Origin of the sequence: Streptomyces sp. NPDC049687, assembly GCF_044465285.1 — a bacterium.
Classification (GTDB): Bacteria; Actinomycetota; Actinomycetes; order Streptomycetales; family Streptomycetaceae; genus Streptomyces.
The window spans coordinates 328,741-348,339 of record NZ_JBITLN010000001.1 but is presented as its reverse complement, the minus strand read 5'-3'; the positions used below and the strand labels follow the sequence as shown (position 1 = coordinate 348,339).

23 protein-coding genes are annotated in these 19,599 nt (G+C 72.3%); 17 read left to right on the top strand and 6 right to left on the bottom strand.

The features are described from left to right. The first annotated feature begins 3 nt into the window (after window positions 1-3). From ACIBVL_RS01620 to ACIBVL_RS01595, 6 genes are all read left to right on the top strand, one after another. A complete protein-coding gene (locus ACIBVL_RS01620; RefSeq protein ID WP_399090017.1) occupies window positions 4-168 on the top strand; it encodes a hypothetical protein in 165 nt (54 codons plus the stop codon). Next, window positions 165-809 (top strand): imidazole glycerol phosphate synthase subunit HisH, encoded by a 645-nt coding sequence (hisH, locus tag ACIBVL_RS01615; RefSeq protein ID WP_399090014.1) that lies wholly within the window; start codon window positions 165-167, stop codon window positions 807-809. Before ACIBVL_RS01620 ends, hisH begins: the two co-directional genes overlap by 4 nt. Continuing rightward, window positions 806-1,531 carry a bifunctional 1-(5-phosphoribosyl)-5-((5-phosphoribosylamino)methylideneamino)imidazole-4-carboxamide isomerase/phosphoribosylanthranilate isomerase PriA gene (gene priA / locus ACIBVL_RS01610; RefSeq protein WP_399090012.1) on the top strand — a complete coding sequence of 242 codons (726 nt, stop codon included), beginning with the start codon at window positions 806-808 and terminating at the stop codon, window positions 1,529-1,531. The genes hisH and priA overlap by 4 nt, the downstream gene beginning before the upstream one ends. After that, complete coding sequence (locus ACIBVL_RS01605) at window positions 1,528-1,932, top strand: RidA family protein (RefSeq protein WP_399090009.1); 405 nt, start codon at window positions 1,528-1,530, stop codon at window positions 1,930-1,932. The genes priA and ACIBVL_RS01605 overlap by 4 nt, the downstream gene beginning before the upstream one ends. Continuing rightward, on the top strand, window positions 1,929-2,684 hold the full coding sequence (hisF, locus tag ACIBVL_RS01600; RefSeq protein ID WP_399090006.1) for an imidazole glycerol phosphate synthase subunit HisF: 756 nt from the start codon (window positions 1,929-1,931) through the stop codon (window positions 2,682-2,684). Before ACIBVL_RS01605 ends, hisF begins: the two co-directional genes overlap by 4 nt. Before the next feature lie 398 nt (window positions 2,685-3,082). Continuing rightward, window positions 3,083-4,348, top strand: coding sequence for an MFS transporter (locus tag ACIBVL_RS01595; RefSeq protein WP_399091970.1), 1,266 nt, complete (start codon window positions 3,083-3,085; stop codon window positions 4,346-4,348). Between the two features lie 33 nt (window positions 4,349-4,381). Here the strand turns inward: ACIBVL_RS01595 and ACIBVL_RS01590 are convergent, their stop codons facing one another. Further along, entirely contained in the window at window positions 4,382-5,017 is a 636-nt protein-coding gene (locus ACIBVL_RS01590; RefSeq protein ID WP_399090003.1) for a TIGR03085 family metal-binding protein, read from the bottom strand. 83 nt (window positions 5,018-5,100) lie between these two features. On the opposite strand from ACIBVL_RS01590, the gene hisI reads away from it, so the two are divergent. From hisI to lgt, 11 genes are all read left to right on the top strand, one after another. Next, complete coding sequence (gene hisI, locus ACIBVL_RS01585) at window positions 5,101-5,496, top strand: phosphoribosyl-AMP cyclohydrolase (RefSeq protein WP_399090000.1); 396 nt, start codon at window positions 5,101-5,103, stop codon at window positions 5,494-5,496. Window positions 5,497-5,507: 11 nt separating this feature from the next. Further along, window positions 5,508-6,986 (top strand): anthranilate synthase component I, encoded by a 1,479-nt coding sequence (locus tag ACIBVL_RS01580; protein ID WP_399089997.1) that lies wholly within the window; start codon window positions 5,508-5,510, stop codon window positions 6,984-6,986. Window positions 6,987-7,108: 122 nt separating this feature from the next. Continuing rightward, window positions 7,109-7,759, top strand: coding sequence for a TIGR02234 family membrane protein (locus ACIBVL_RS01575; RefSeq protein ID WP_399089994.1), 651 nt, complete (start codon window positions 7,109-7,111; stop codon window positions 7,757-7,759). A gap of 144 nt (window positions 7,760-7,903) precedes the next feature. After that, window positions 7,904-8,155 carry an HGxxPAAW family protein gene (locus tag ACIBVL_RS01570; protein ID WP_399089991.1) on the top strand — a complete coding sequence of 84 codons (252 nt, stop codon included), beginning with the start codon at window positions 7,904-7,906 and terminating at the stop codon, window positions 8,153-8,155. A gap of 82 nt (window positions 8,156-8,237) precedes the next feature. Then, window positions 8,238-8,672, top strand: a complete 435-nt coding sequence (locus tag ACIBVL_RS01565; RefSeq protein ID WP_399089988.1) for a DUF2752 domain-containing protein — start codon at window positions 8,238-8,240, stop codon at window positions 8,670-8,672. Window positions 8,673-8,793: 121 nt separating this feature from the next. Then, window positions 8,794-9,603: an indole-3-glycerol phosphate synthase TrpC gene (gene trpC, locus ACIBVL_RS01560; RefSeq protein ID WP_399089985.1), complete on the top strand. Its 810-nt coding sequence runs from the start codon at window positions 8,794-8,796 to the stop codon at window positions 9,601-9,603. Window positions 9,604-9,624: 21 nt separating this feature from the next. Next, window positions 9,625-9,861 (top strand): tryptophan biosynthesis modulator TrpM, encoded by a 237-nt coding sequence (trpM, locus tag ACIBVL_RS01555; protein ID WP_399089982.1) that lies wholly within the window; start codon window positions 9,625-9,627, stop codon window positions 9,859-9,861. 68 nt (window positions 9,862-9,929) lie between these two features. Next, window positions 9,930-11,213: a tryptophan synthase subunit beta gene (gene trpB, locus ACIBVL_RS01550; protein WP_399089979.1), complete on the top strand. Its 1,284-nt coding sequence runs from the start codon at window positions 9,930-9,932 to the stop codon at window positions 11,211-11,213. After that, window positions 11,210-12,028: a tryptophan synthase subunit alpha gene (trpA, locus tag ACIBVL_RS01545; RefSeq protein WP_399089976.1), complete on the top strand. Its 819-nt coding sequence runs from the start codon at window positions 11,210-11,212 to the stop codon at window positions 12,026-12,028. Before trpB ends, trpA begins: the two co-directional genes overlap by 4 nt. A 79-nt stretch (window positions 12,029-12,107) precedes the next feature. Beyond that, complete coding sequence (locus ACIBVL_RS01540) at window positions 12,108-12,884, top strand: DsbA family protein (protein ID WP_399089972.1); 777 nt, start codon at window positions 12,108-12,110, stop codon at window positions 12,882-12,884. Window positions 12,885-12,966: 82 nt separating this feature from the next. Continuing rightward, window positions 12,967-13,998, top strand: coding sequence for a prolipoprotein diacylglyceryl transferase (lgt, locus tag ACIBVL_RS01535; RefSeq protein WP_399089969.1), 1,032 nt, complete (start codon window positions 12,967-12,969; stop codon window positions 13,996-13,998). 93 nt (window positions 13,999-14,091) lie between these two features. On the opposite strand, the gene ACIBVL_RS01530 is transcribed toward lgt, so the two are convergent. The 5 genes from ACIBVL_RS01530 to ACIBVL_RS01510 are packed head-to-tail and all read right to left on the bottom strand — an operon-like array spanning window position 14,092 to window position 19,595. Continuing rightward, the gene (locus tag ACIBVL_RS01530) at window positions 14,092-14,922 is read right to left on the bottom strand and encodes an HpcH/HpaI aldolase/citrate lyase family protein (RefSeq protein WP_399089966.1); all 831 of its coding nucleotides are present in this window, start codon (window positions 14,920-14,922) and stop codon (window positions 14,092-14,094) included. Next, window positions 14,919-16,115, bottom strand: coding sequence for a CaiB/BaiF CoA transferase family protein (locus ACIBVL_RS01525; RefSeq protein ID WP_399089963.1), 1,197 nt, complete (start codon window positions 16,113-16,115; stop codon window positions 14,919-14,921). The genes ACIBVL_RS01530 and ACIBVL_RS01525 overlap by 4 nt, the downstream gene beginning before the upstream one ends. Continuing rightward, a complete protein-coding gene (rbsK, locus tag ACIBVL_RS01520; protein ID WP_399089960.1) occupies window positions 16,112-17,005 on the bottom strand; it encodes a ribokinase in 894 nt (297 codons plus the stop codon). The genes ACIBVL_RS01525 and rbsK overlap by 4 nt, the downstream gene beginning before the upstream one ends. Continuing rightward, entirely contained in the window at window positions 17,002-18,441 is a 1,440-nt protein-coding gene (locus ACIBVL_RS01515; RefSeq protein ID WP_399089957.1) for an ADP-ribosylglycohydrolase family protein, read from the bottom strand. Before ACIBVL_RS01515 ends, rbsK begins: the two co-directional genes overlap by 4 nt. Next, window positions 18,429-19,595 carry an ADP-ribosylglycohydrolase family protein gene (locus tag ACIBVL_RS01510; protein WP_399089954.1) on the bottom strand — a complete coding sequence of 389 codons (1,167 nt, stop codon included), beginning with the start codon at window positions 19,593-19,595 and terminating at the stop codon, window positions 18,429-18,431. Before ACIBVL_RS01510 ends, ACIBVL_RS01515 begins: the two co-directional genes overlap by 13 nt. Between the last annotated feature and the right edge of the window lie 4 nt (window positions 19,596-19,599).

The following is a 19,599-nucleotide window of genomic DNA, read 5'->3' as shown; positions in this document are numbered from 1 at the left end:
GCCATGAACGGTCTGTCGACCCTTCTGATCGTCGTCGGTCTCTTCCTGGCCGGCGGCATCTACTCCTTCGTCAAGCAGGACATGCCCAGGAGCCTGATCGTGCTGCTGTCGATCGGCGCCGGCATGTGTCTCGTCGCCGGTGTCATGAGGCTGGAGGTGTGGAGTTGAGCGCGGTGAGCAAGAAGGTCGTGGTCTTCGACTACGGCTTCGGCAACGTCCGTTCCGCCGAGCGGGCCCTCGCCCGCACCGGGGCCGACGTCGAGATCACGCGTGACTTCGACAGGGCCATGAACGCGGACGGGCTGCTGGTGCCGGGCGTCGGGGCCTTCGCCGCCTGCATGCGGGGGCTGAAGGAGGCGCGCGGCGACTGGATCATCGACCGCCGGCTGTCCGGCGGTCGCCCGGTGATGGGCATCTGCGTCGGCATGCAGATCCTGTTCGCGCGCGGCATCGAGCACGGCGTCGAGACCGAGGGCCTCGACGAGTGGCCCGGCGCGGTCGAGCCGCTCCAGGCCGAGATCGTGCCGCACATGGGCTGGAACACCGTGGACGCCCCGGCCGACTCCCAGCTGTTCGCCGGTCTCGACGCGGACGCCCGCTTCTACTTCGTGCACTCCTACGCCGTCCAGGACTGGTCCCTGGAGACGCACAACCCGACCATGCACGCGCCCAGGGTGACCTGGTCGACGCACGGCAAGCCCTTCGTGGCCGCCGTGGAGAACGGCGCCCTGTGGGCCACGCAGTTCCACCCCGAGAAGTCCGGCGACGCCGGCGCCCAGCTCCTCACCAACTGGATCGGAAGCCTGTGAGCAAGCTCGAACTCCTTCCCGCCGTCGATGTCCGCGACGGCCAGGCCGTCCGTCTCGTGCACGGCGAGTCCGGCACCGAGACCTCGTACGGCTCCCCGCTCGAGGCCGCCCTCGCCTGGCAGCGGGCGGGCGCCGAGTGGCTGCATCTGGTGGACCTGGACGCGGCGTTCGGCACCGGCGACAACCGGGACCTGGTCCGCGAGGTCACCGAGGCGATGGACATCAAGGTGGAGCTCTCCGGCGGCATCCGCGACGACGCCACCCTCGCCGCCGCCCTGGCCACCGGCTGCACCCGCGTCAACCTCGGCACCGCCGCCCTGGAGTCCCCGGAGTGGGTCGCCAAGGTCATCGCCGAGCACGGCGACAGGATCGCGGTCGGTCTCGACGTACGCGGCACCACCCTGCGCGGCCGTGGCTGGACCCGCGACGGAGGCGACCTCTACGAGACGCTGGAGCGGCTGAACAAGGAGGGCTGCGCCCGGTACGTCGTCACCGACATCGCCAAGGACGGCACGCTGCAGGGCCCCAACCTGGAGCTGCTGAAGAACGTGTGCGCGGCGACGGACCGGCCGGTCGTGGCCTCCGGTGGCGTGTCGTCCCTGGACGACCTGCGCGCCATCGCCGAGCTGGTACCCCTCGGTGTCGAGGGGTCGATTGTCGGGAAGGCGCTCTACGCGAAGGCGTTCACCCTGGAAGAGGCCCTGGAGGCTGTGTCGTCATGACGTCCGAAGCCGTGCGGCGCGTGCAGAGCGGAAGTCCCTGGGAAGAGAGTTTCGGTTTCGCACGTGCCGTCGCGGCGGGCGACCGTGTGCTGGTGGCGGGCACCACGTCCTTCAAGGGCGATGTGCTCTACGGGGAGGGCGACCCCTACGAGCAGGCCAAGGTGGCCTTCACCGGCGCGGTCGAGGCGATCGGCGAGTTCGGGCTCGGCGTCGAGTCCGTGATCCGTACCCGGATGTACCTGACGCATTCGCGGGACGTCGACGAGGTGGGCCGGGCCCACAAGGAGATCTTCGACGCGGTGCGTCCGGTGTCCACCCTGCTGGTGGTGGAGGGTTTCGTCGACCCGCGCATCCTGGTCGAAGTAGAGCTAGAGGCATTCAGAGGAGCCGTGAACTCATGACCCTGGCGGTCCGAGTCATCCCCTGCCTGGACGTGGACAACGGCCGGGTCGTCAAGGGTGTCAACTTCCAGAACCTGCGTGACGCCGGCGACCCGGTCGAGATGGCCAAGGTGTACGACGCCGAGGGCGCCGACGAGCTGACGTTCCTGGACATCACCGCCTCGTCGGGCAACCGCGAGACCACCTACGACGTGGTGCGCCGCACCGCCGAGCAGGTGTTCATCCCGCTGACCGTCGGTGGCGGGGTGCGCGCCTCCGAGGACGTGGACAAGCTGCTGCGGGCGGGCGCCGACAAGGTGGGCGTCAACACGGCGGCCATCGCCCGCCCGGAGCTGATCCAGGAGATCGCCGAGCGGTTCGGCAGCCAGGTGCTGGTGCTGTCGGTCGACGCGCGCCGTACCGCGTCGGGGTCCTTCGAGGTGACCACGCACGGAGGCCGCAAGGGCACCGGCATCGACGCGGTCGAGTGGGCGCACCGGGCGGCCGAGCTGGGCGCCGGCGAGATCCTGCTGAACTCCATGGACGCGGACGGCACCAAGGACGGCTACGACCTGGAGATGATCGCCGCCGTCCGCAAGCACGTGACCATCCCCGTCATCGCCTCCGGCGGCGCCGGCAAGCTCGCCGACTTCCCGCCGGCCATCGACGCGGGCGCGGACGCGGTGCTGGCCGCGTCGGTGTTCCACTTCGGCGACCTGCGGATCGGGGAAGTGAAGCAGGCGCTGCGGGAAGCGGGTCACCCGGTGCGCTGACACCGCACCCCGCCCGAGCCCCGGTCACCGGGTGGCCGGGGCTTTCCGCCGCCCGGATACGGAACCTGCACAGCGGCGACGGCCGGGAACGCTGCAAGCTCGCCGCCCAGGGCGCGCTGCCCCGCACCCTGCGGGAACAGCGTGTCGAGCGGTACCGGCGCCACTTGGACGAGTCCGGGTCCTGGAGCGACGCCTGGCGTTCGGCCGGGTTCGACGGCGAGTGGCTCCAGCGCCTCACCGCCGCCGAACTCACCGAACTCCGGGGCGACATGGGGGAGCTTCTCCGCAAGTACCAGGCCAAGGGGCGAGCCGCCGAGGAGGCGGGCGAAACCCAGGGCCGCGAGAACGTCGCATCCACCTGTACGGCTTCCCGTTCCGCGCCTGAGAGGACGCTCCCCATGACCGCGACCGGCACGGCACCGGCGCCCGCGACGACCGGCCCCGCCCACCGCGACGGCAACGTCCTGCGCTGGCTCGGCGCGTACGCGTCCTCGATGGCCGGTGACGGTGTCTACTACGTCGCCCTGTCCTGGGCCGCCGTACAGACGGGCTCCCCGGCCCAGGCCGGAATGGTGATGTCGGCCAGCGCGCTGCCGCGAGCGGTACTGATGCTGGGCGGGGGAGTGATCGCCGACCGGTGGGGGCCGCGCCGCGTCGTCATCGGCAGTGACGCCGTGCGCTGCGCGGCCGTGCTCGCGGTGGCGGGACTGCTGTTCCTCACCAGCCCGGGGCTGTGGCCGCTGGCGGTGCTCGCCCTGGTCTTCGGCGCCGTCGACGCCGTGTTCGTCCCCGCCGTGGGCGCGCTGCCCGCCCGGATCACCGGCACGGCGCAACTCGCCCGGGTGCAGGGGATGAGGGGCCTGGCGTACCGGTTCGCCGTCATCGTCGGCGCCCCGCTCGGCGGTATCGGCGTGGCGGCCGGCGGCGCCGCGGCCGCGTTCGGGCTCGCCGGGCTGCTGATCGCCCTGTCCCTGCCGCTGCTCATCTCCGTGCGCATAAGGGAACTGCCCTCCGACGACGGCCCGGCCGACAGCAGCCCGGGCTCCCGTGGCACCACCGCCTGGCGCCACCTCGTGACCGGACTGCGCCGCATCCGCCGTCACCGCGTGCTCGCCCCGCTGATGCTGGTCATCGCCCTGGGCGACCTCGGCTTCGTCGGGCCGTTCAACGTGGGCCTGACCCTGCTGGCCGACGAGCGCGGCTGGGGTGCCTCCGGCATGGGCTGGGTACTGGCCGGCTTCGGGACCGGGGCGGCGCTCGCCTCACTGCTGCTGGCGGTGCGGGGCCGGCTGCCCCACGCGGGGCGCGTGGCCGCGCACGCGATCCTCGCGGGGTCCGTGGCGATCGCTGCTCTCGCACAGGTCCCCGGCGTGGTCGCGGCCGTGGGCATCGCCCTGTTCGTCGGGCTGTCCGCGGGCCTCAGCGGCGCGGTGTGCGGCGCCCTGCTGCAGACCCAGGCCGACCCCGCGTACCTGGGCCGTGTCACGGCCGTCTCCAGCCTGGTCAGTCTGGGCCTGGCGCCGCTGACGATGCCGCTGTTCGCCGCGGCCGTCGGGGCCTGGGGCACCCGCCCGGTGTTCGTCGTCAGCGCCGTGCTCTGCGGGCTCGGCGGGGGCGTGGCCCTGTGCGTGAAGGACCTGCGCCGCGCGGAACTGCCCCGCTGACGCCCACCTTCGGCCGTGCGAGCCGCCTCGCCCTCAGATCCCCAGCTGCTTGCCGCTGTGCAGCTTCTCGATCGCTTCCTTCTCCCCGTCCAGCTCCACCTTCGCGGCGCTCTGCCGTCCGTACAGGAACAGCAGCAGCTCCGACGGCTCCCCGGTGACCGTCACCACCGGGGTGCCGCGCTGGGCGACCGCCGTACGGCCGTCCGGGCGGCGCAGCACCAGGCCGGTCGGGGAACCGCGGCCCATCAGGCGGGCGGTGCGCTCCAGACGGGACCAGAGGGCGTCCTGGAAGACCGGGTCCAGCTCGCGGGGCGTCCAGTCGGACTGCGCACGCCGGACGTCCTCGGAGTGGACGTAGAACTCGATCGTGTTCGACGCCTCGTCTATCTGCTTCAGCTGGAAGGGCGAGAACCGCGGCGGGCCGGTACGGATCAGCTGGATCAGCTCCTCGTACGGCTTCGCGGCGAACTCCGCCATCACCTTGTCGAGGCGGGACGCCAGCTGCTTGATCAGGATGCCCCCGGCGGCGTCCGGGCGACGCTCGCGCACCACCACGTGCGCGGCCAGGTCCTGTGTCTCCCAGCCCTCGCAGAGGGTCGGGGCGCCCGGACCAGCCGTTTCCAAGAGGTCGGCGAGAAGGAGCCGTTCACGCTTGGCGAAAGTCGACATGCGGTCAGCCTACGACCACGTAGCGGGTCCGCACAGTGGACGCACGTCCGCCACGGTCAGTGGCGCGCGGCACAATGGCACCCATGACCAGCACGCCCCAGCCCAGCAGCCTGGACCCCGAGATCGCCGCGCGCCTCAAGCGCGGCGCCGACGGGCTCGTCCCCGCCATCGCCCAGCAGTACGACACCGGTGAGGTGCTCATGCTCGGCTGGATGGACGACGAGGCGCTGCACCGCACGCTCACCACCGGCCGCTGCACCTACTGGTCGCGCAGCCGCCGGGAGTACTGGGTCAAGGGCGACACCTCCGGTCACTTCCAGTGGGTGAAGTCCGTCGCCCTCGACTGCGACGCCGACACCCTGCTGGTCAAGGTCGACCAGGTCGGCGCCGCCTGCCACACCGGCGCGCGCACCTGCTTCGACGCCGACGTCCTCCTCAAGGACGGCGCCGATTCCGGCGCCGCCGCCCCGGATCAGTAAGGTCAGCCGCCATGGACCTCGAGACGTTCCGCAAGCTGGCCACAGACCGCCGTGTCATCCCGGTCACCCGTAAGCTCCTCGCCGACGGAGACACCCCGGTCGCGCTCTACCGCAAGCTCGCGGCCGAGCGCCCCGGCACCTTCCTCCTGGAGTCCGCGGAGAACGGCCGGTCGTGGTCCCGTTACTCGTTCGTGGGCGTCCGCAGCGCGGCCACCCTCACCGCGCGCGACGGCCAGGCGCACTGGCTCGGCACCCCGCCCGTCGGTGTCCCCGTCGACGGCGACCCCCTCGCCGCCCTGCGCGCCACCATCGAGGCCCTGCACACCCCCCACCAGGAGGATCTGCCGCCCTTCACCGGCGGCATGGTCGGCTACCTCGGCTACGACATCGTGCGCCGCCTGGAGAAGATCGGCCCCGGCGAGCGCGACGACCTGGGACTGCCCGAGCTGACCATGCTCCTGACCAGCGACCTCGCCGTCATGGACCACTGGGAGGGCTCCGTCCTGCTGATCGCCAACGCGATCAACCACAACGACCTCGACACCGGCGTCGACGAGGCCCACGCCGACGCGGTGGCCCGCCTCGACGCCATGGAGGCCGACCTCTCCCGCCCGGTCGCCCAGCCCCCGGCCGTCCTCCCGCCCTCCGAACTCCCCGAGTACACCGCCCTGTGGGGCGGCCCCGACTTCCAGGAGGCCGTCGAGGACATCAAGGAGCGCATCCGAGCGGGCGAGGCCTTCCAGGTCGTCCCCTCGCAGCGCTTCGAAACGCCGTGCACGGCGAGCGCGCTGGACGTCTACCGGGTCCTGAGGGCGACGAACCCCTCCCCGTACATGTACCTGTTCCGCTTCGACGGGTTCGACGTCGTGGGCTCGTCCCCCGAGGCCCTGGTCAAGGTCGAGGACGGACAGGCCATGGTCCACCCCATCGCCGGCACCCGGCACCGCGGCGCCACCCCGCAGGAGGACCAGGCCCTCGCCGACGAACTGCTCGCCGACCCCAAGGAGCGCGCCGAGCACCTCATGCTCGTCGACCTGGGCCGCAACGACCTGGGACGGGTCTGCGAACCCGGCTCCGTCGAGGTCGTCGACTTCATGTCCATCGAGCGGTACTCCCACGTCATGCACATCGTCTCGACGGTCACCGGCAGGGTCGCCCGGGGCCGCACCGCCTTCGACGTCCTCACCGCCTGCTTCCCCGCGGGCACCCTCTCCGGCGCCCCCAAGCCCCGCGCCATGCAGATCATCGACGAACTGGAGCCCTCCCGGCGCGGCCTCTACGGCGGCTGTGTGGGCTACCTGGACTTCGCCGGCGACTCCGACACCGCCATCGCCATCCGCACCGCCCTGCTGCGCGACGGCACCGCCTACGTCCAGGCCGGCGCCGGTGTCGTCGCCGACTCCGACCCCGTCGCCGAGGACCAGGAGTGCCGCAACAAGGCGGCGGCGGTGCTCCGCGCGGTCCACACGGCCAACCGGCTCGGCGCGTAGGGCCTTCCGGGGCCGTCGGCGACTTGCCCGGGGCGTCGGGGCGCTTCAGGGGCGCTTTCGGGACAGGTGGGGCGAGTATCACGTGAGCCCCGGGTGACGGTGGGCCCGGGGTTCAGGCGATAGTGGACTCCGTGACTGCTGTACCTCATCCCCGTTCCGTACCCGCCGACTCCGCCCGGTCGAGCCGGCTGAGCCTCGCCCTCGCCCTGCTGTTCGGCGCGCTGGGCGCGGCCGTGGCCCTGCTCGCCACCCGGCAGCGCTGGTCGCAGGGCACGGCGACGGTGGCCGGCGGCGCCTTCCCCCTCACCGCCAGGGGCAGCGACGTCACGGGCGTGCCCGCGGCGCTCGCCATAGTGGGCCTCGCCGCGCTCGTCGCCGTCTTCGCCGTCCGCAGGGCCGGCCGCCTCGCGGTCTCCGCCCTGCTCACGCTCTCCGGCGCCGGTATCGTCGCCGCGGCCCTGGTCGGCGCCTCCGACGACTCCGCGCTCGACGAGCAGGCCGCGAAGGCCTCCGGCGACACCTCCGCCACCGTCGCCTCCTTCACGCACACCGCCTGGCCCTACGTCGCCGTCGCCGGCGGTGCCCTGATCCTCCTGGCGGGCCTGCTCGCCCTGCGCTACGGCCGCCAGTGGCCCGCGATGTCCGGCCGCTACGAGCGCGGCGACGCCCCCCGCCGGCAGCGCACCGCCGAGCCCGTCGACCCCGACCGGCCCGAGGAGATCTGGAAGGCCCTGGACCGCGGCGAGGACCCGACGGGCCCCGACCCCGCCTGACCAGGGAGCGGGGTCCGGTTCCCGATGTGGTGAATCAGACGCGATCGGAACCCACCCCCGCGTCCCGCACGCGCACGCGTACGGGACAATGGACGACGAGCGTCCGGCTCGGACAGACACTTGGACAGCAATGAGGAGCAAGTCATGGCGGGCAGCAGCCACGGACACACCCCGGCCGCCTGGACCGGCGTCACCATCGCCTTCATCGGTTTCTGCGTCGCGGGCGCGTTCATGGTGATGGCCGAGCCGCTGGGCTTCTGGGCCGGCATGGTGATCGTGGTCCTCGGGGGTGTCGTCGGCGCCGCGATGCGCGCCGCGGGCCTGGGCCAGCCGAAGGGCGCGCACCCCGTGCACAAGGTCGCCGCGACGCGCGAGCCCGCGAGCGTCGAGGGCTGAGCCCGGGAGAACGTCGCGTGAGGGGCGCCCGGCGTCCGCACCGGGCGCCCCTCACGCGCGCGTGCGGTCCGCGCAGGGCACAATGCGAGGCGTGAACGCCGACAGCCGACAGGTGAACTCGACGGCCCTGAGCCGGCTGGCCGTGCCCGCCGGGATCCTCGCCGCCGTCGCCGGGGCCTTCGCGTACGTGGCGGCCGTCGACCCCAACGAGCCCGGCCACTACCCGGTCTGCCCCCTGCTGCGCCTGACGGGCGTGTACTGCCCCGGCTGCGGCGGTCTGCGCAGCGCGCACGCCTTCGCGCACGGGGACCTCGCGACCGCCCTGCACGACAACGCCCTGGCCGTCGCCGCCTACCTGGGCTTCGCCGTCGTATGGACCGTCTGGGCAGTCCGCGCGGCTCGCGGACGGCGTCTGCGCATCGACCCCGGGCCGGTACTGATGTGGTCGGCGGGTGCGCTGATGCTGGCGTTCACGGTTGTCCGGAACCTGCCGTTCGGTGGCTGGCTGCATCCTTGATCAATGGGCGAATGTCCAGGTAGTGGGACCGCGGTCGGCCGGATGTGAGGCCTTCGCCCTCCTGCGGATACCATCGCAGTGACCATCGTTTTCCACTGGTTGTCGGAAGGGGGCCGCTCGCGTGAGTGTGCTCGACGAGATCATCGACGGAGTCCGTGCCGACCTCGCGGAGCGGCAGGCGCGCGTCAGCCTCGACGAGCTCAAGGAGCGCGCGGCGAAGGCCCCCGCCGCCAAGGACGGGGTCGCCGCACTCCGGGGCGACGGCGTCAAGGTGATCTGCGAGGTCAAGCGCTCCAGCCCCTCCAAGGGCGCGCTGGCCGCGATCGCCGACCCGGCGGGCCTGGCCGCCGACTACGAGGCGGGCGGCGCCGCCGTCATCTCCGTCCTCACCGAACAGCGCCGCTTCGGCGGCTCCCTCGCCGACCTCGAGGCGGTCCGCGCGCGGGTGGACATCCCCGTGCTGCGCAAGGACTTCATCGTCACCTCGTACCAGCTGTGGGAGGCCCGCGCGTACGGCGCCGACCTCGCGCTGCTGATCGTGGCCGCCCTCGACCAGTCGGCCCTGGAGTCGCTGATCGAGCGCGCCGTCTCCATCGGCCTCACCCCGATCGTCGAGGTGCACGACGAGGACGAGGTCGACCGCGCGGTGGACGCGGGCGCCAAGGTCATCGGCGTCAACGCGCGCAACCTGAAGACCCTGGAGGTCGACCGCTCCACCTTCGAGCGGGTCGCCCCCGAGATCCCCGACCACATCGTCAAGGTCGCCGAGTCCGGCGTCCGCGGCCCCCACGACCTCATCGCCTACGCCAACGCCGGCGCCGACGCGGTCCTGGTCGGAGAGTCCCTGGTGACCGGCCGTGACCCCAAGACGGCGGTGGCGGACCTGGTAGCGGCGGGCGAACACCCCGCACTGCGGCACGGGCGCAGCTGATCTTTCGCTAGGCTTGCCCCGATGACTCCGACGACCCCCGCGACCACCACGGACCGGTACGCCCGCCTCGCACGCGGCTGCCGCCCCCGTGGCTGCCGCGCGCCCGCACGCCGGGTGCACGGCCGCAGGGTCCGATACGTCATCGGAGACGAACCCGGACAGGTCAACGGCATGCGATGGCCGACCCATGAGGGGCGCGGGGCTCTTTTCGACGTGCGGCCACCGCCGCGCGAGCGCGACCAGCCAGCGACGGCCTGACGCCGCCGGCAAGGCCCCGCCCCCCACGGCGATCAGTGTTCTTCACAAACTCACCGTGAGGTTTCCGCATGCCCAGCGAGTTCTTCATCCCCGACCCGGAGGGTCAAGTCCCCACCGCCGAGGGCTACTTCGGCGCGTTCGGCGGCAAGTTCATCCCGGAGGCCCTCGTCGCCGCCGTGGACGAGGTGGCCGTCGAGTACGACAAGGCGAAGCACGACCCCGAGTTCGCCCGCGAACTCGACGACCTGCTCGTCCACTACACCGGCCGCCCCAGCTCCCTCACCGAGGTGCCGAGGTTCGCCGAACACGCCGGTGGCGCCCGGGTGTTCCTCAAGCGCGAGGACCTCAACCACACCGGTTCCCACAAGATCAACAATGTGCTCGGCCAGGCGCTGCTCACCAAGCGCATGGGCAAGACCCGCGTCATCGCCGAGACCGGCGCGGGCCAGCACGGCGTGGCCACGGCCACCGCCTGTGCCCTGTTCGGGCTCGAGTGCACGATCTACATGGGCGAGATCGACACCCGGCGCCAGGCCCTCAACGTGGCCCGGATGCGCATGCTGGGCGCCGAGGTCGTCGCGGTGAAGTCCGGCAGCCGTACGCTCAAGGACGCCATCAACGAGGCCTTCCGCGACTGGGTCGCCAATGTCGACCACACCCACTACCTCTTCGGTACGGTCGCGGGACCGCACCCCTTCCCGGCCATGGTCCGCGACTTCCACCGCGTGATCGGCGTCGAGGCCCGTCGTCAGCTCCTGGAGCGCGCCGGACGCCTGCCCGACGCGGCCGTCGCCTGCGTCGGCGGCGGTTCGAACGCCATCGGCCTCTTCCACGCCTTCATCCCGGACACCTCCGTCCGTCTGATCGGCTGCGAGCCGGCCGGACACGGCGTGGAGACCGGCGAGCACGCGGCCACCCTCACCGCCGGTGAGCCCGGCATCCTGCACGGTTCGCGGTCCTACGTCCTCCAGGACGACGAGGGCCAGATCACCGAGCCGTACTCCATCTCGGCGGGCCTGGACTACCCGGGCATCGGCCCCGAGCACTCCTACCTCAAGGACAGCGGCCGCGGCGAGTACCGCGCGGTCACCGACGACGCGGCCATGCAGGCCCTGCGCCTGCTGTCGCGCACGGAGGGCATCATCCCGGCCATCGAGTCGGCGCACGCCCTCGCCGGTGCCCTGGAGGTCGGCAGGGAACTGGGCGAGGACGGCCTGATCGTCGTCAACCTGTCCGGTCGCGGCGACAAGGACATGGACACCGCCGCCCGCTACTTCGGGCTGTACGACACCGACGCCGAGGTCGCCGCCAACGCGGCCGACACCGCCGAGATCGAGGGGGACGCCAAGTGAGCGGGAACATTCAGCTGCTGTCGGACACCCTCGCCGCCGCCAGGGCCGAGGGCCGCTCCGCGCTCATCGCCTACCTCCCGGCCGGGTTCCCGACCGTGGACGGCGGCATCGAGGCGATCAAGGCCGTCTTCGACGGCGGTGCGGACGTCGTCGAGGTGGGTCTGCCGCACAGCGACCCCGTCCTCGACGGTCCGGTCATCCAGACCGCCGACGACATCGCCCTGCGCGGCGGGGTGCGGATCGCGGACGTCATGCGCACGGTCCGCGAGACGTTCCGGGCCACCGGGAAGCCGGTGCTCGTCATGACGTACTGGAACCCCATCGACCGCTACGGCGTCGAGCGTTTCACCGCCGAACTCGCGGAGGCGGGCGGCGCGGGCTGCATCCTGCCCGACCTGCCGGTGCAGGAGTCCGAGCTGTGGAGGGATCACGCCGAGAAGCACGCCCTCGCGACGGTCTTCGTCGTGGCGCCGAGCAGCAAGGACGAGCGGCTCGCGCAGATCACCGCGGCGGGCAGCGGGTTCGTCTACGCCGCCTCGCTGATGGGTGTCACCGGCACCCGTGAGTCGGTGGGCGCGCAGGCCCAGGACCTGGTCGAGCGCACCCGGGCCACCGGCACCGACCTGCCCGTCTGCGTCGGCCTCGGCGTCTCCAACGCCGAGCAGGCCGCCGAGGTGGCCGGCTTCGCCGACGGCGTGATCGTCGGCTCGGCCTTCGTCAAGCGGATGCTGGACGCCCCGGACGACGCGGCCGGCGTCCAGGCGGTCCGTGAACTGGCGGGAGAACTGGCGAAGGGCGTACGCCGACAGGCGTGACGGAACATCCGGTCTCACCCGAACGGGTGGACCTGGGACCGGGGAGGCGCAATGCGCCTCCCCGGTTCGTTCTGGGGGTGTGAGCGAGAAGAACCGTGAGGGAAAGCGCACCGCCCGGGAGCGGCTGGCTGTGGAGCGCGAGAAGCAGAAGGCCGCCGAGCGGCGGCGGCGCACACTGATCGTCGGCGCGAGCGTCGTCTGTGTGCTGGGCCTGGCCGCGGTGATCGGCGTCCTCGCCGCGAACTCCGGCAAGGACGAGGACAGCGCCAAGTCCGGCCCGGTCGTGGCGCCCTCGGGGGCACAGGGCAAGGACGCCCTGGCGATCCCGGTCGGCAAGGACGGCGCCAAGTCCACCCTGACGGTGTGGGAGGACTTCCGCTGCCCGGCCTGCAAGGCCTTCGAGACGGCGTACAGACCGACGATCCACGAGCTGACGGACGCCGGGAAGCTCAAGGCCGAGTACCACCTGGCCACCCTCATCGACGGCAACATGGGCGGCAGCGGCTCCCGCAACGCGGCCAACGCGGCGGCCTGCGCCCAGGACGCCGGAAAGTTCACCGCGTACCACGACGTGCTGTACGAGAACCAGCCGGAGGAAACGGACGACGCCTACAGCAAGAACAGCAAGCTGATCGAGCTGGCGGCCAAGGTCGACGGCCTCGACACGCCGGCCTTTCGCGCCTGTGTCGAGAAGGGCACCCACAACAGCTGGGTCGTGAAGTCCAACCAGGCCTTCCAGGCCGGTGGTTTCGGCGGCACGCCGACCGTGCTGTTCAACGGGAAGAACATCTACCAGGACCGGACGATGACTCCGGCGAAGCTCAAGCAGATGGTGGAGGAGGCGAACCAAGAGTGAGTGTTTCTCCCCGGCCCGTTATGGAGCCGTAGCCGGGCTGCCTGCCGTGGGCGCGGTGCGGCAGGGTAGCGTCGACCTTGCCATGGAACTTGCCTACATTCCCAGCCCGTCGCGCGGGGTGCTGTACCTCGGCCCCGTTCCGCTTCGCGGCTACGCGTTCTGCATCATCATCGGCGTCTTCGCCGCGGTCTGGCTCGGCAACAAGCGCTGGCTCGCCCGGGGCGGGCGGGCCGGCACAGTGGCCGACATCGCGGTCTGGGCGGTGCCCTTCGGCCTCCTCGGCGGCCGGCTTTACCACGTGATCACGGACTACGAGCTGTACTTCAGCGAGGGCCGTGACTGGGTGGACGCCTTCAAGGTCTGGGAGGGCGGCCTCGGTATCTGGGGCGCGATCTCGCTCGGCGCGGTCGGCGCGTGGATCGGCTGTCGTCGCCGGGGCATCCCGCTGCCCGCCTACGCCGACGCCATCGCGCCCGGCATCGCCCTGGCGCAGGCCATCGGCCGCTGGGGCAACTGGTTCAACCAGGAGCTGTACGGCAAGGCGACCGACCTCCCGTGGGCCCTGCACATCACCTCCTCCGCGGACGGCCGGGTGCCCGGCTACTACCACCCGACGTTCCTGTACGAGTCGCTGTGGGACATCGGCGTCGCCCTGCTCGTCATCTGGGCGGACCGCCGCTTCAAGCTGGGCCACGGCCGGGCGTTCGCGCTGTACGTCGCCGCCTACTGCTCGGGCCGCGCCTGGATCGAGTACATGCGCATCGACGACGCCCACCACATCCTGGGCCTCCGGCTGAACGTCTGGACCGCGCTGATCGTGTTCGTGCTCGCGGTGACGTACATCGTGGTGTCGGCGAAGAAGCGTCCGGGCCGGGAAGAGGTCGTGGAGCCGGGCGCGGACACCTCCGCCGGTGAGGCCGGAGCCGACGGCGGGAGCAAGCCGGAGGACGAGCCCAGGACCGAGGCGAAGGACGAGGAGAACGAGCCCAAGGCCGAGCCCAAGACCGAGCCTGAGGCGAAGGCCGAGGCCGAAGCCGAGACCGCCCTCGACGCGGAGGACTCGGACAAGGACAAGGTCAAGGACGAGGCGGAGTCGGCGGGCAAGAAGAGCTGACGGCTGGTCCACGACGACGAGGGCGCCCGGGGTTCACCGGGCGCCCTCGTCGTGTGTGGGCGGGGCGTTCGAAACACCCCTGGTGCCACGGCACTAGGTCCGACGGGCCAGGGCCAGGGTGCGGTGGGCCGCTGCCACCACTGCCGCGTCGATGAATCTGCCGTCCGGGAGGGCCTGGGCGCCCGGGTCCGCCACCGCCGCCTTGACGATCGTCTCGGCCTCGTCCAGTTCCTGCTCGGTGGGGAGGTAGGCGCGTTCGATGATCGGGAGCTGGCGGGGGTGGATGGCCGCGCGGCCCAGGAAGCCGAGGGCGCGGCCGTGGGCGCAGGAGGCCGCGAGGCCGTTCAGGTCCCGGATGTCGGGATGGACGGACTGCGGCGGCGGGGCGAGTCCCGCGGCCCGGGCGGCGACGATCACCCGGGAGCGGGACCAGTCGAGGCCCGCGTCCTCGCGGATGCCCAGATCGGCGCGGAGGTCGGCCTCACCGAGGGCGATGCCCCGCAGGGCGGGGTGCGCGGAGGCGATGGCGTAGGCGTGTTCGACGCCGAGGGCACTCTCCAGGAGGGCGTACAGCGGGGGTGCGCCGCCGTCGGCCGGGGCGGTTGCCTCGGCGATACGGACGATCTGCCGCGGGGAGCTGACCTTCGGCAGCCGCAGGCCACGGACGCCGGGGAGGGAGGCCACCGCCTGGAGGTCGGCGGAGGCCAGCGGCCCGTCGAGGGCGTTCACCCGTACGTGGACCGGGACGGGCTGGGATTCGGAGAGGCGCTCGGCGGTGGCTTTGCGGGCGTACGCCTTGCGCTCCGGGGCGACCGCGTCCTCCAGGTCGACGACGACGACGTCGGCGCCGGAGGCGAGGGCCTTGCTGACGGTGTGCGGGCGGTCGCCGGGGGCGTACAGCCAGGTGAGGGGGAACGGCGTCACAGGGCGCCCTCCGCACGCAGGGCCGCCAGCTCGGCCGGGGTCAGGCCCAGTTCCGTCAGCACCTCGTCCGTGTCGGCGCCGTGCGGGCGGCCGGTCCAGCGGATCGCGCCGGGGGTGGAGGAGAGGCGGAAGAGGACGTTCTGCATGCGGATCCGGCCCAGTTCGGGATCGTCGACGGCGGTGACCGTGCCGAGGGCCTGGTACTGGGGGTCGGCCAGCACGTCCCGGACGTCCTGGATCGGGGCGACGGCGGCCTCCGCCTTCTCGAAGGCGGCGAGAACCTCGGTGCGGGTGCGGGCGGCGATCCAGGTGCCGACGGCCGCGTCCAGGACGTCGGCGTGGGCGGCCCGCTCGGCGCCGGTGGCGAACCACGGTTCGTCGACCAGGTCGGGGCGTCCGACCATGCGCATCACGCGTTCCGCGATCGACTGGGCCGAGGTGGAGACGGCGACCCAGGTGCCGTCGGCCGTGCGATAGGTGTTGCGCGGGGCGTTGTTGGCGGAGCGGTTGCCGGTGCGCTGCTGGACGTATCCCAGTTGGTCGTACCAGAGGGGCTGCGGGCCGAGGACCGCCAGCATCGGCTCGATGATCGCCATGTCGACGACCTGGCCCTCGCCGGTGCGCTCACGGGCGGCGAGAGCGGTCATGACGGCGTAGGCCGTGGCCAGGGCCGTGATGGAGTCGGCGAGGCCGAACGGGGGGAGCGTCGGGGGCGCGTCCGGTTCGCCGGTGATCGCGGCGAAGCCGCTCATCGCCTCGGCGAGGGTGCCGAAGCCGGGGCGATGGGCGTACGGGCCGAACTGACCGAAGGCCGTGACCCGGGTGAGAACCAGCCGCGGGTTGGCGGTGGAGAGTTCCTCCCAGCCCAGATCCCATTTCTCCAGGGTGCCCGGGCGGAAGTTCTCGATGATCACGTCGGCCGTGGCGGCGAGGCGCAGGAGGGTGCTGCGCCCGCCGCGGGTGGAGAGGTTCAGCGTGATCGTGCGCTTGTTGCGGCCGAGGAGTTTCCACCACAGGCCGATGCCGTCCTTGGCGGGGCCGTGGCCCCGGGAGGCATCCGGTTTCGTGGGGTGCTCGACCTTGATGACCTCGGCGCCGAAGTCGCCGAGCAGGGTGGCGGCGAGGGGGCCGGCGAAGAGGGTGGCCAGGTCGAGGACGCGCAGACCGTGGAGCGGGGTGGTGGTCCCGGTCATGACGTGTACTGCTTGTCGATCTCGGAGCGGTACGGCATCGAGGCGGAGGCACCGGGCCGTTGGACCGAGAGAGCGGCCGCCGCTGCCGCCCAGGCCAGGGCCTCCCGTACGGGCCGTTCCTCACCGATGGCCACCGCGAGGGCCCCGACGAAGGTGTCGCCCGCGCCGGTGGAGTCGACGGCCGTGACCCGCGGGGCGGGGACGGTGAGGGGTTCGGCGCCGCGGGCCGCGTAGAGGCTGCCGGCCGCGCCGAGGGTGATGACGACCTCCGGGACGCTGTCCAGGAGCGCGGTGGCCGCCTCGTGGGGGTCGGTGCGGCCGGTGAGGGTGGTGGCCTCGTGCTCGTTGGGCACCAACAGGTCGGTCGCGCTGAGGAGTTCGGGCGGCAGGGGCTGGGCGGGGGCCGGGGTGAGGACCGTACGGACGCCGTGCGCGCGGGCCGCGCGGGCGCCCGCGACGACGGCCGGCAGCGGGATCTCCAGTTGGAGGAGCAGCGCGTCGGCGGAGGCGATGAGTGCCTCGTCGCCGGGGACGAGGTGGTCGACGGTGCCGTTCGCGCCGGGGACGACGACGATCGCGTTGCCGCCCTCGTCGTCCACGACGATGTGCGCGGTGCCGGACGGGGACTCGACGGTGCGCAGATGGTCGGTGTTCACGCCGGAGTGTTCCAGGGTGGAGCGCAGGCGGGCGCCGAAGGAGTCGTTGCCGACCGCGCCGATCATCGAGACGGTGGCGCCCGCGTGGGCGGCGGCGATCGCCTGGTTGGCGCCCTTGCCGCCGGGGATCGTACGGAACTGCCGTCCCGTCACGGTCTCCCCGCGCTGCGGGGCCTTCTCGACGTAGGCGACCAGGTCCATGTTCGTGCTGCCGAGCACGACGATGTCGGTCATGGGCGGGATGCCTCCCGGTGGGTGAGGGACCAGGTGAGGTGGGCGAGGGCGTCGAAGCCGGTGCCGTCGAAGCCGGCGACGGAGGTGGCGAGGCGGTTCTTGAGGGGGGCCGTCCAGCGGTCGGGGAGCGCGGCGGGGTCGCCGGTGAGGAGGGCGGCGATGCCGCCGGTCGTGGCGCCGTTGGAGTCGGTGTCCCAACCGCCCGACACCGCACGGCAGATGGAGCCGGTGAAGTCGCCGTCCGCATGGGTGAGGGCGGCGGCGATCAGCGCGGTGTTGGGGACGGCGTGGACCCAGTGGGCCTTCTTGTGGGTGAGGTGGAGTTCGTCCACGACCGTGTCGAAGTCCTCGTGGGAATGAGCCAGTCGGATGGCGTGGGTGAGGGCTTTCGCGAGACGGGAGCGGGGTGGGACCACTGTCAGGCCGGTGCGGAGGCAGGTGTGGACGTCGTGCCTGCCGGTGGCGGCCGTCGCGATGGTGGCGGCCGTGAACATCGCCGCGTAGACACCGTTGGCGGTGTGGGTGAGGGTGGCGTCCCGGTGGGCCTGTTCCGCCGCGGCGGCCGGGTCGCCGGGGTTCGTCCAGCCGTGGACGTCGGCGCGGATGAGAGCGCCGATCCACTCACGGAAGGGGTTGCGGTGGCGGGCGGTGTGCGGGGGCTCGATGCCGGAGAGGAGGTTGCGGTAGGCGACGCGTTCGGCCGTGAAGGTGCGGCCGGCCGGGAGTTCGTCAAGCCAGACCCTGGCCACGTCGGTGGTGGTGAAGGCGCGGCCGTGGCGTTGGAGCAGGAGGAGGTTGAGGAGGGGGTAGTTGAGGTCGTCGTCCTCGGGCATGCCGTCGATGTTCTCGGCGAGGGAGCTTGTGGCTGAGCGGCGGTTCCAGGGGTGTGCGTCCAGGAGTTCGGGAGGGACTCCCAGGGTGGTGAAGTAGGCGTTCAGGGGCCAGTTGCCGGTGGACCTGGCCAGGGTGCGGATGACGTCGAGGGGGAGTTTTTCCACGGGTTTGCCCAGCAGGCATCCGACTGCCCGGCCCAGCCAGGCCGCTTCCAGCCGGGCCCGGGTGGGGGCTGCTGCGGAAGGTGGGTCGCTTGCCCGGCGCGGCGGTACCCCGCCTCCCACCGCCGGGCCGCCGGGGGGACCCCCGTCGCCCCGGCGGCCCGGCGGCCCGCAGCTCAGGACGATCCTCTCCCAGTCCGTCGGCTCGTCCTCCGCGAATCTGCTGGGCAGATCCGCCAGTTCGTCCAGCAAGTCCTCTGCCAGTTGGCGCAGGTAGCGGGAGGCGCGGGTGGGGGAGGCTCCTGCTCGGTCCGGGGCCTCCAGGCCCCCTGCTGATCTCCAGCGGGCCGCGATGGCCCAGGGTTCGCGGCCGTCCTCCGCCGCCTGGCGGAGTTCGTGGCCCAGGAGGTCCTCCGGCTGGACCCAGGTCAGGCGGAGCATCCTGGGCCTCCGAGGGTGGTGAAGGCCTCCTCGTGGGTCCGGCGTCCGTGGACGTCCTTCGCGAAGATCTCCCGGGTGACCTCGGTGAGGGTGCGGGGCGGTTCCCAGAGGTCCAGGCGGCTGGCCTCCGCCACCTGTTTCGACCAGTCGTCGGGGACCGGAGAGCCCAGGGCGCCGGCGATCGCGCCCGCCATCGTCGCGATCGAGTCGCAGTCCCGGCCGTAGTTCACGCAGCCGAGGACCGCTTGGCGGTAGTCGCCGTCCGCCACCAGCAACATGCCCAGCGCGACGGGGAGTTCCTCGATCGCGTGCAGGCGGGAGGGCCGGCGGGCGGCGAGGGAGGGGCGCCGGTAGTCGGGGCCCACCGTGTCGTACGGGGCCACCGCCTCCCGCAGGGGGAGCAGCGCCGACTCGAAGTCCTTGTGGCGGGAGGCCTCTTCGGAGACCTTCTCGATCGCCGTGCGGGTGCCGTCCTTCGCCAGGGCGAGGCAGGACGAGACGACCGACTCCGCCGTCGCTCCCGGTGCGCAGGCCGCCGCCACCGCCGCCGCGAAGACGCCGGCCGCCTCACGGCCGTACGAGGACTGGTGGGCGCCCGCGATGTCCAGGGCCTCGGCGTACGCTCCCGCCGGGTTGGCCGCGTTGACCAGGCCCACCGGGGCCATGTACATCGCCGCCCCGCAGTTGACGATGTTGCCGACGCCGGCTTCCCGGGGGTCGACATGGCCGTAGTGGAGCCTTGTGACCAGCCACTTCTCCGCCAGGAAGAGGCGGTGCAGGGGGAGGGCCTCCTGTTCCAGCTCCGGGATCCAGCGGGGGGTGGTCATCAGGTCCGGGACCAGGTGGTCGGTGATCGCGTAGGCGTCCAGGTGGCCGCGGACCTCGGCGTACACCCTGACCAGGGCGTGTGTCATCAAGGTGTCGTCGGTGACGTGGCCGTCGCCCTTGTGGTACGGGGCGATGGGGCGGGCGGTGCGCCAGGCGTCGCCGTTCCAGGGGCCGACCACGCCGTGGACCCGGCCGCCGTGGCGTTCCAGGATCTGGTCGGGGGAGTAGCCCTCGACCGGGCCGCCGAGGGCGTCGCCGACCGCCGCGCCGACGAGGGCTCCGGTGATCCGGTCTTCGAGGGTGGTTTCTGGCTCTTTGGGCGTCATGCCC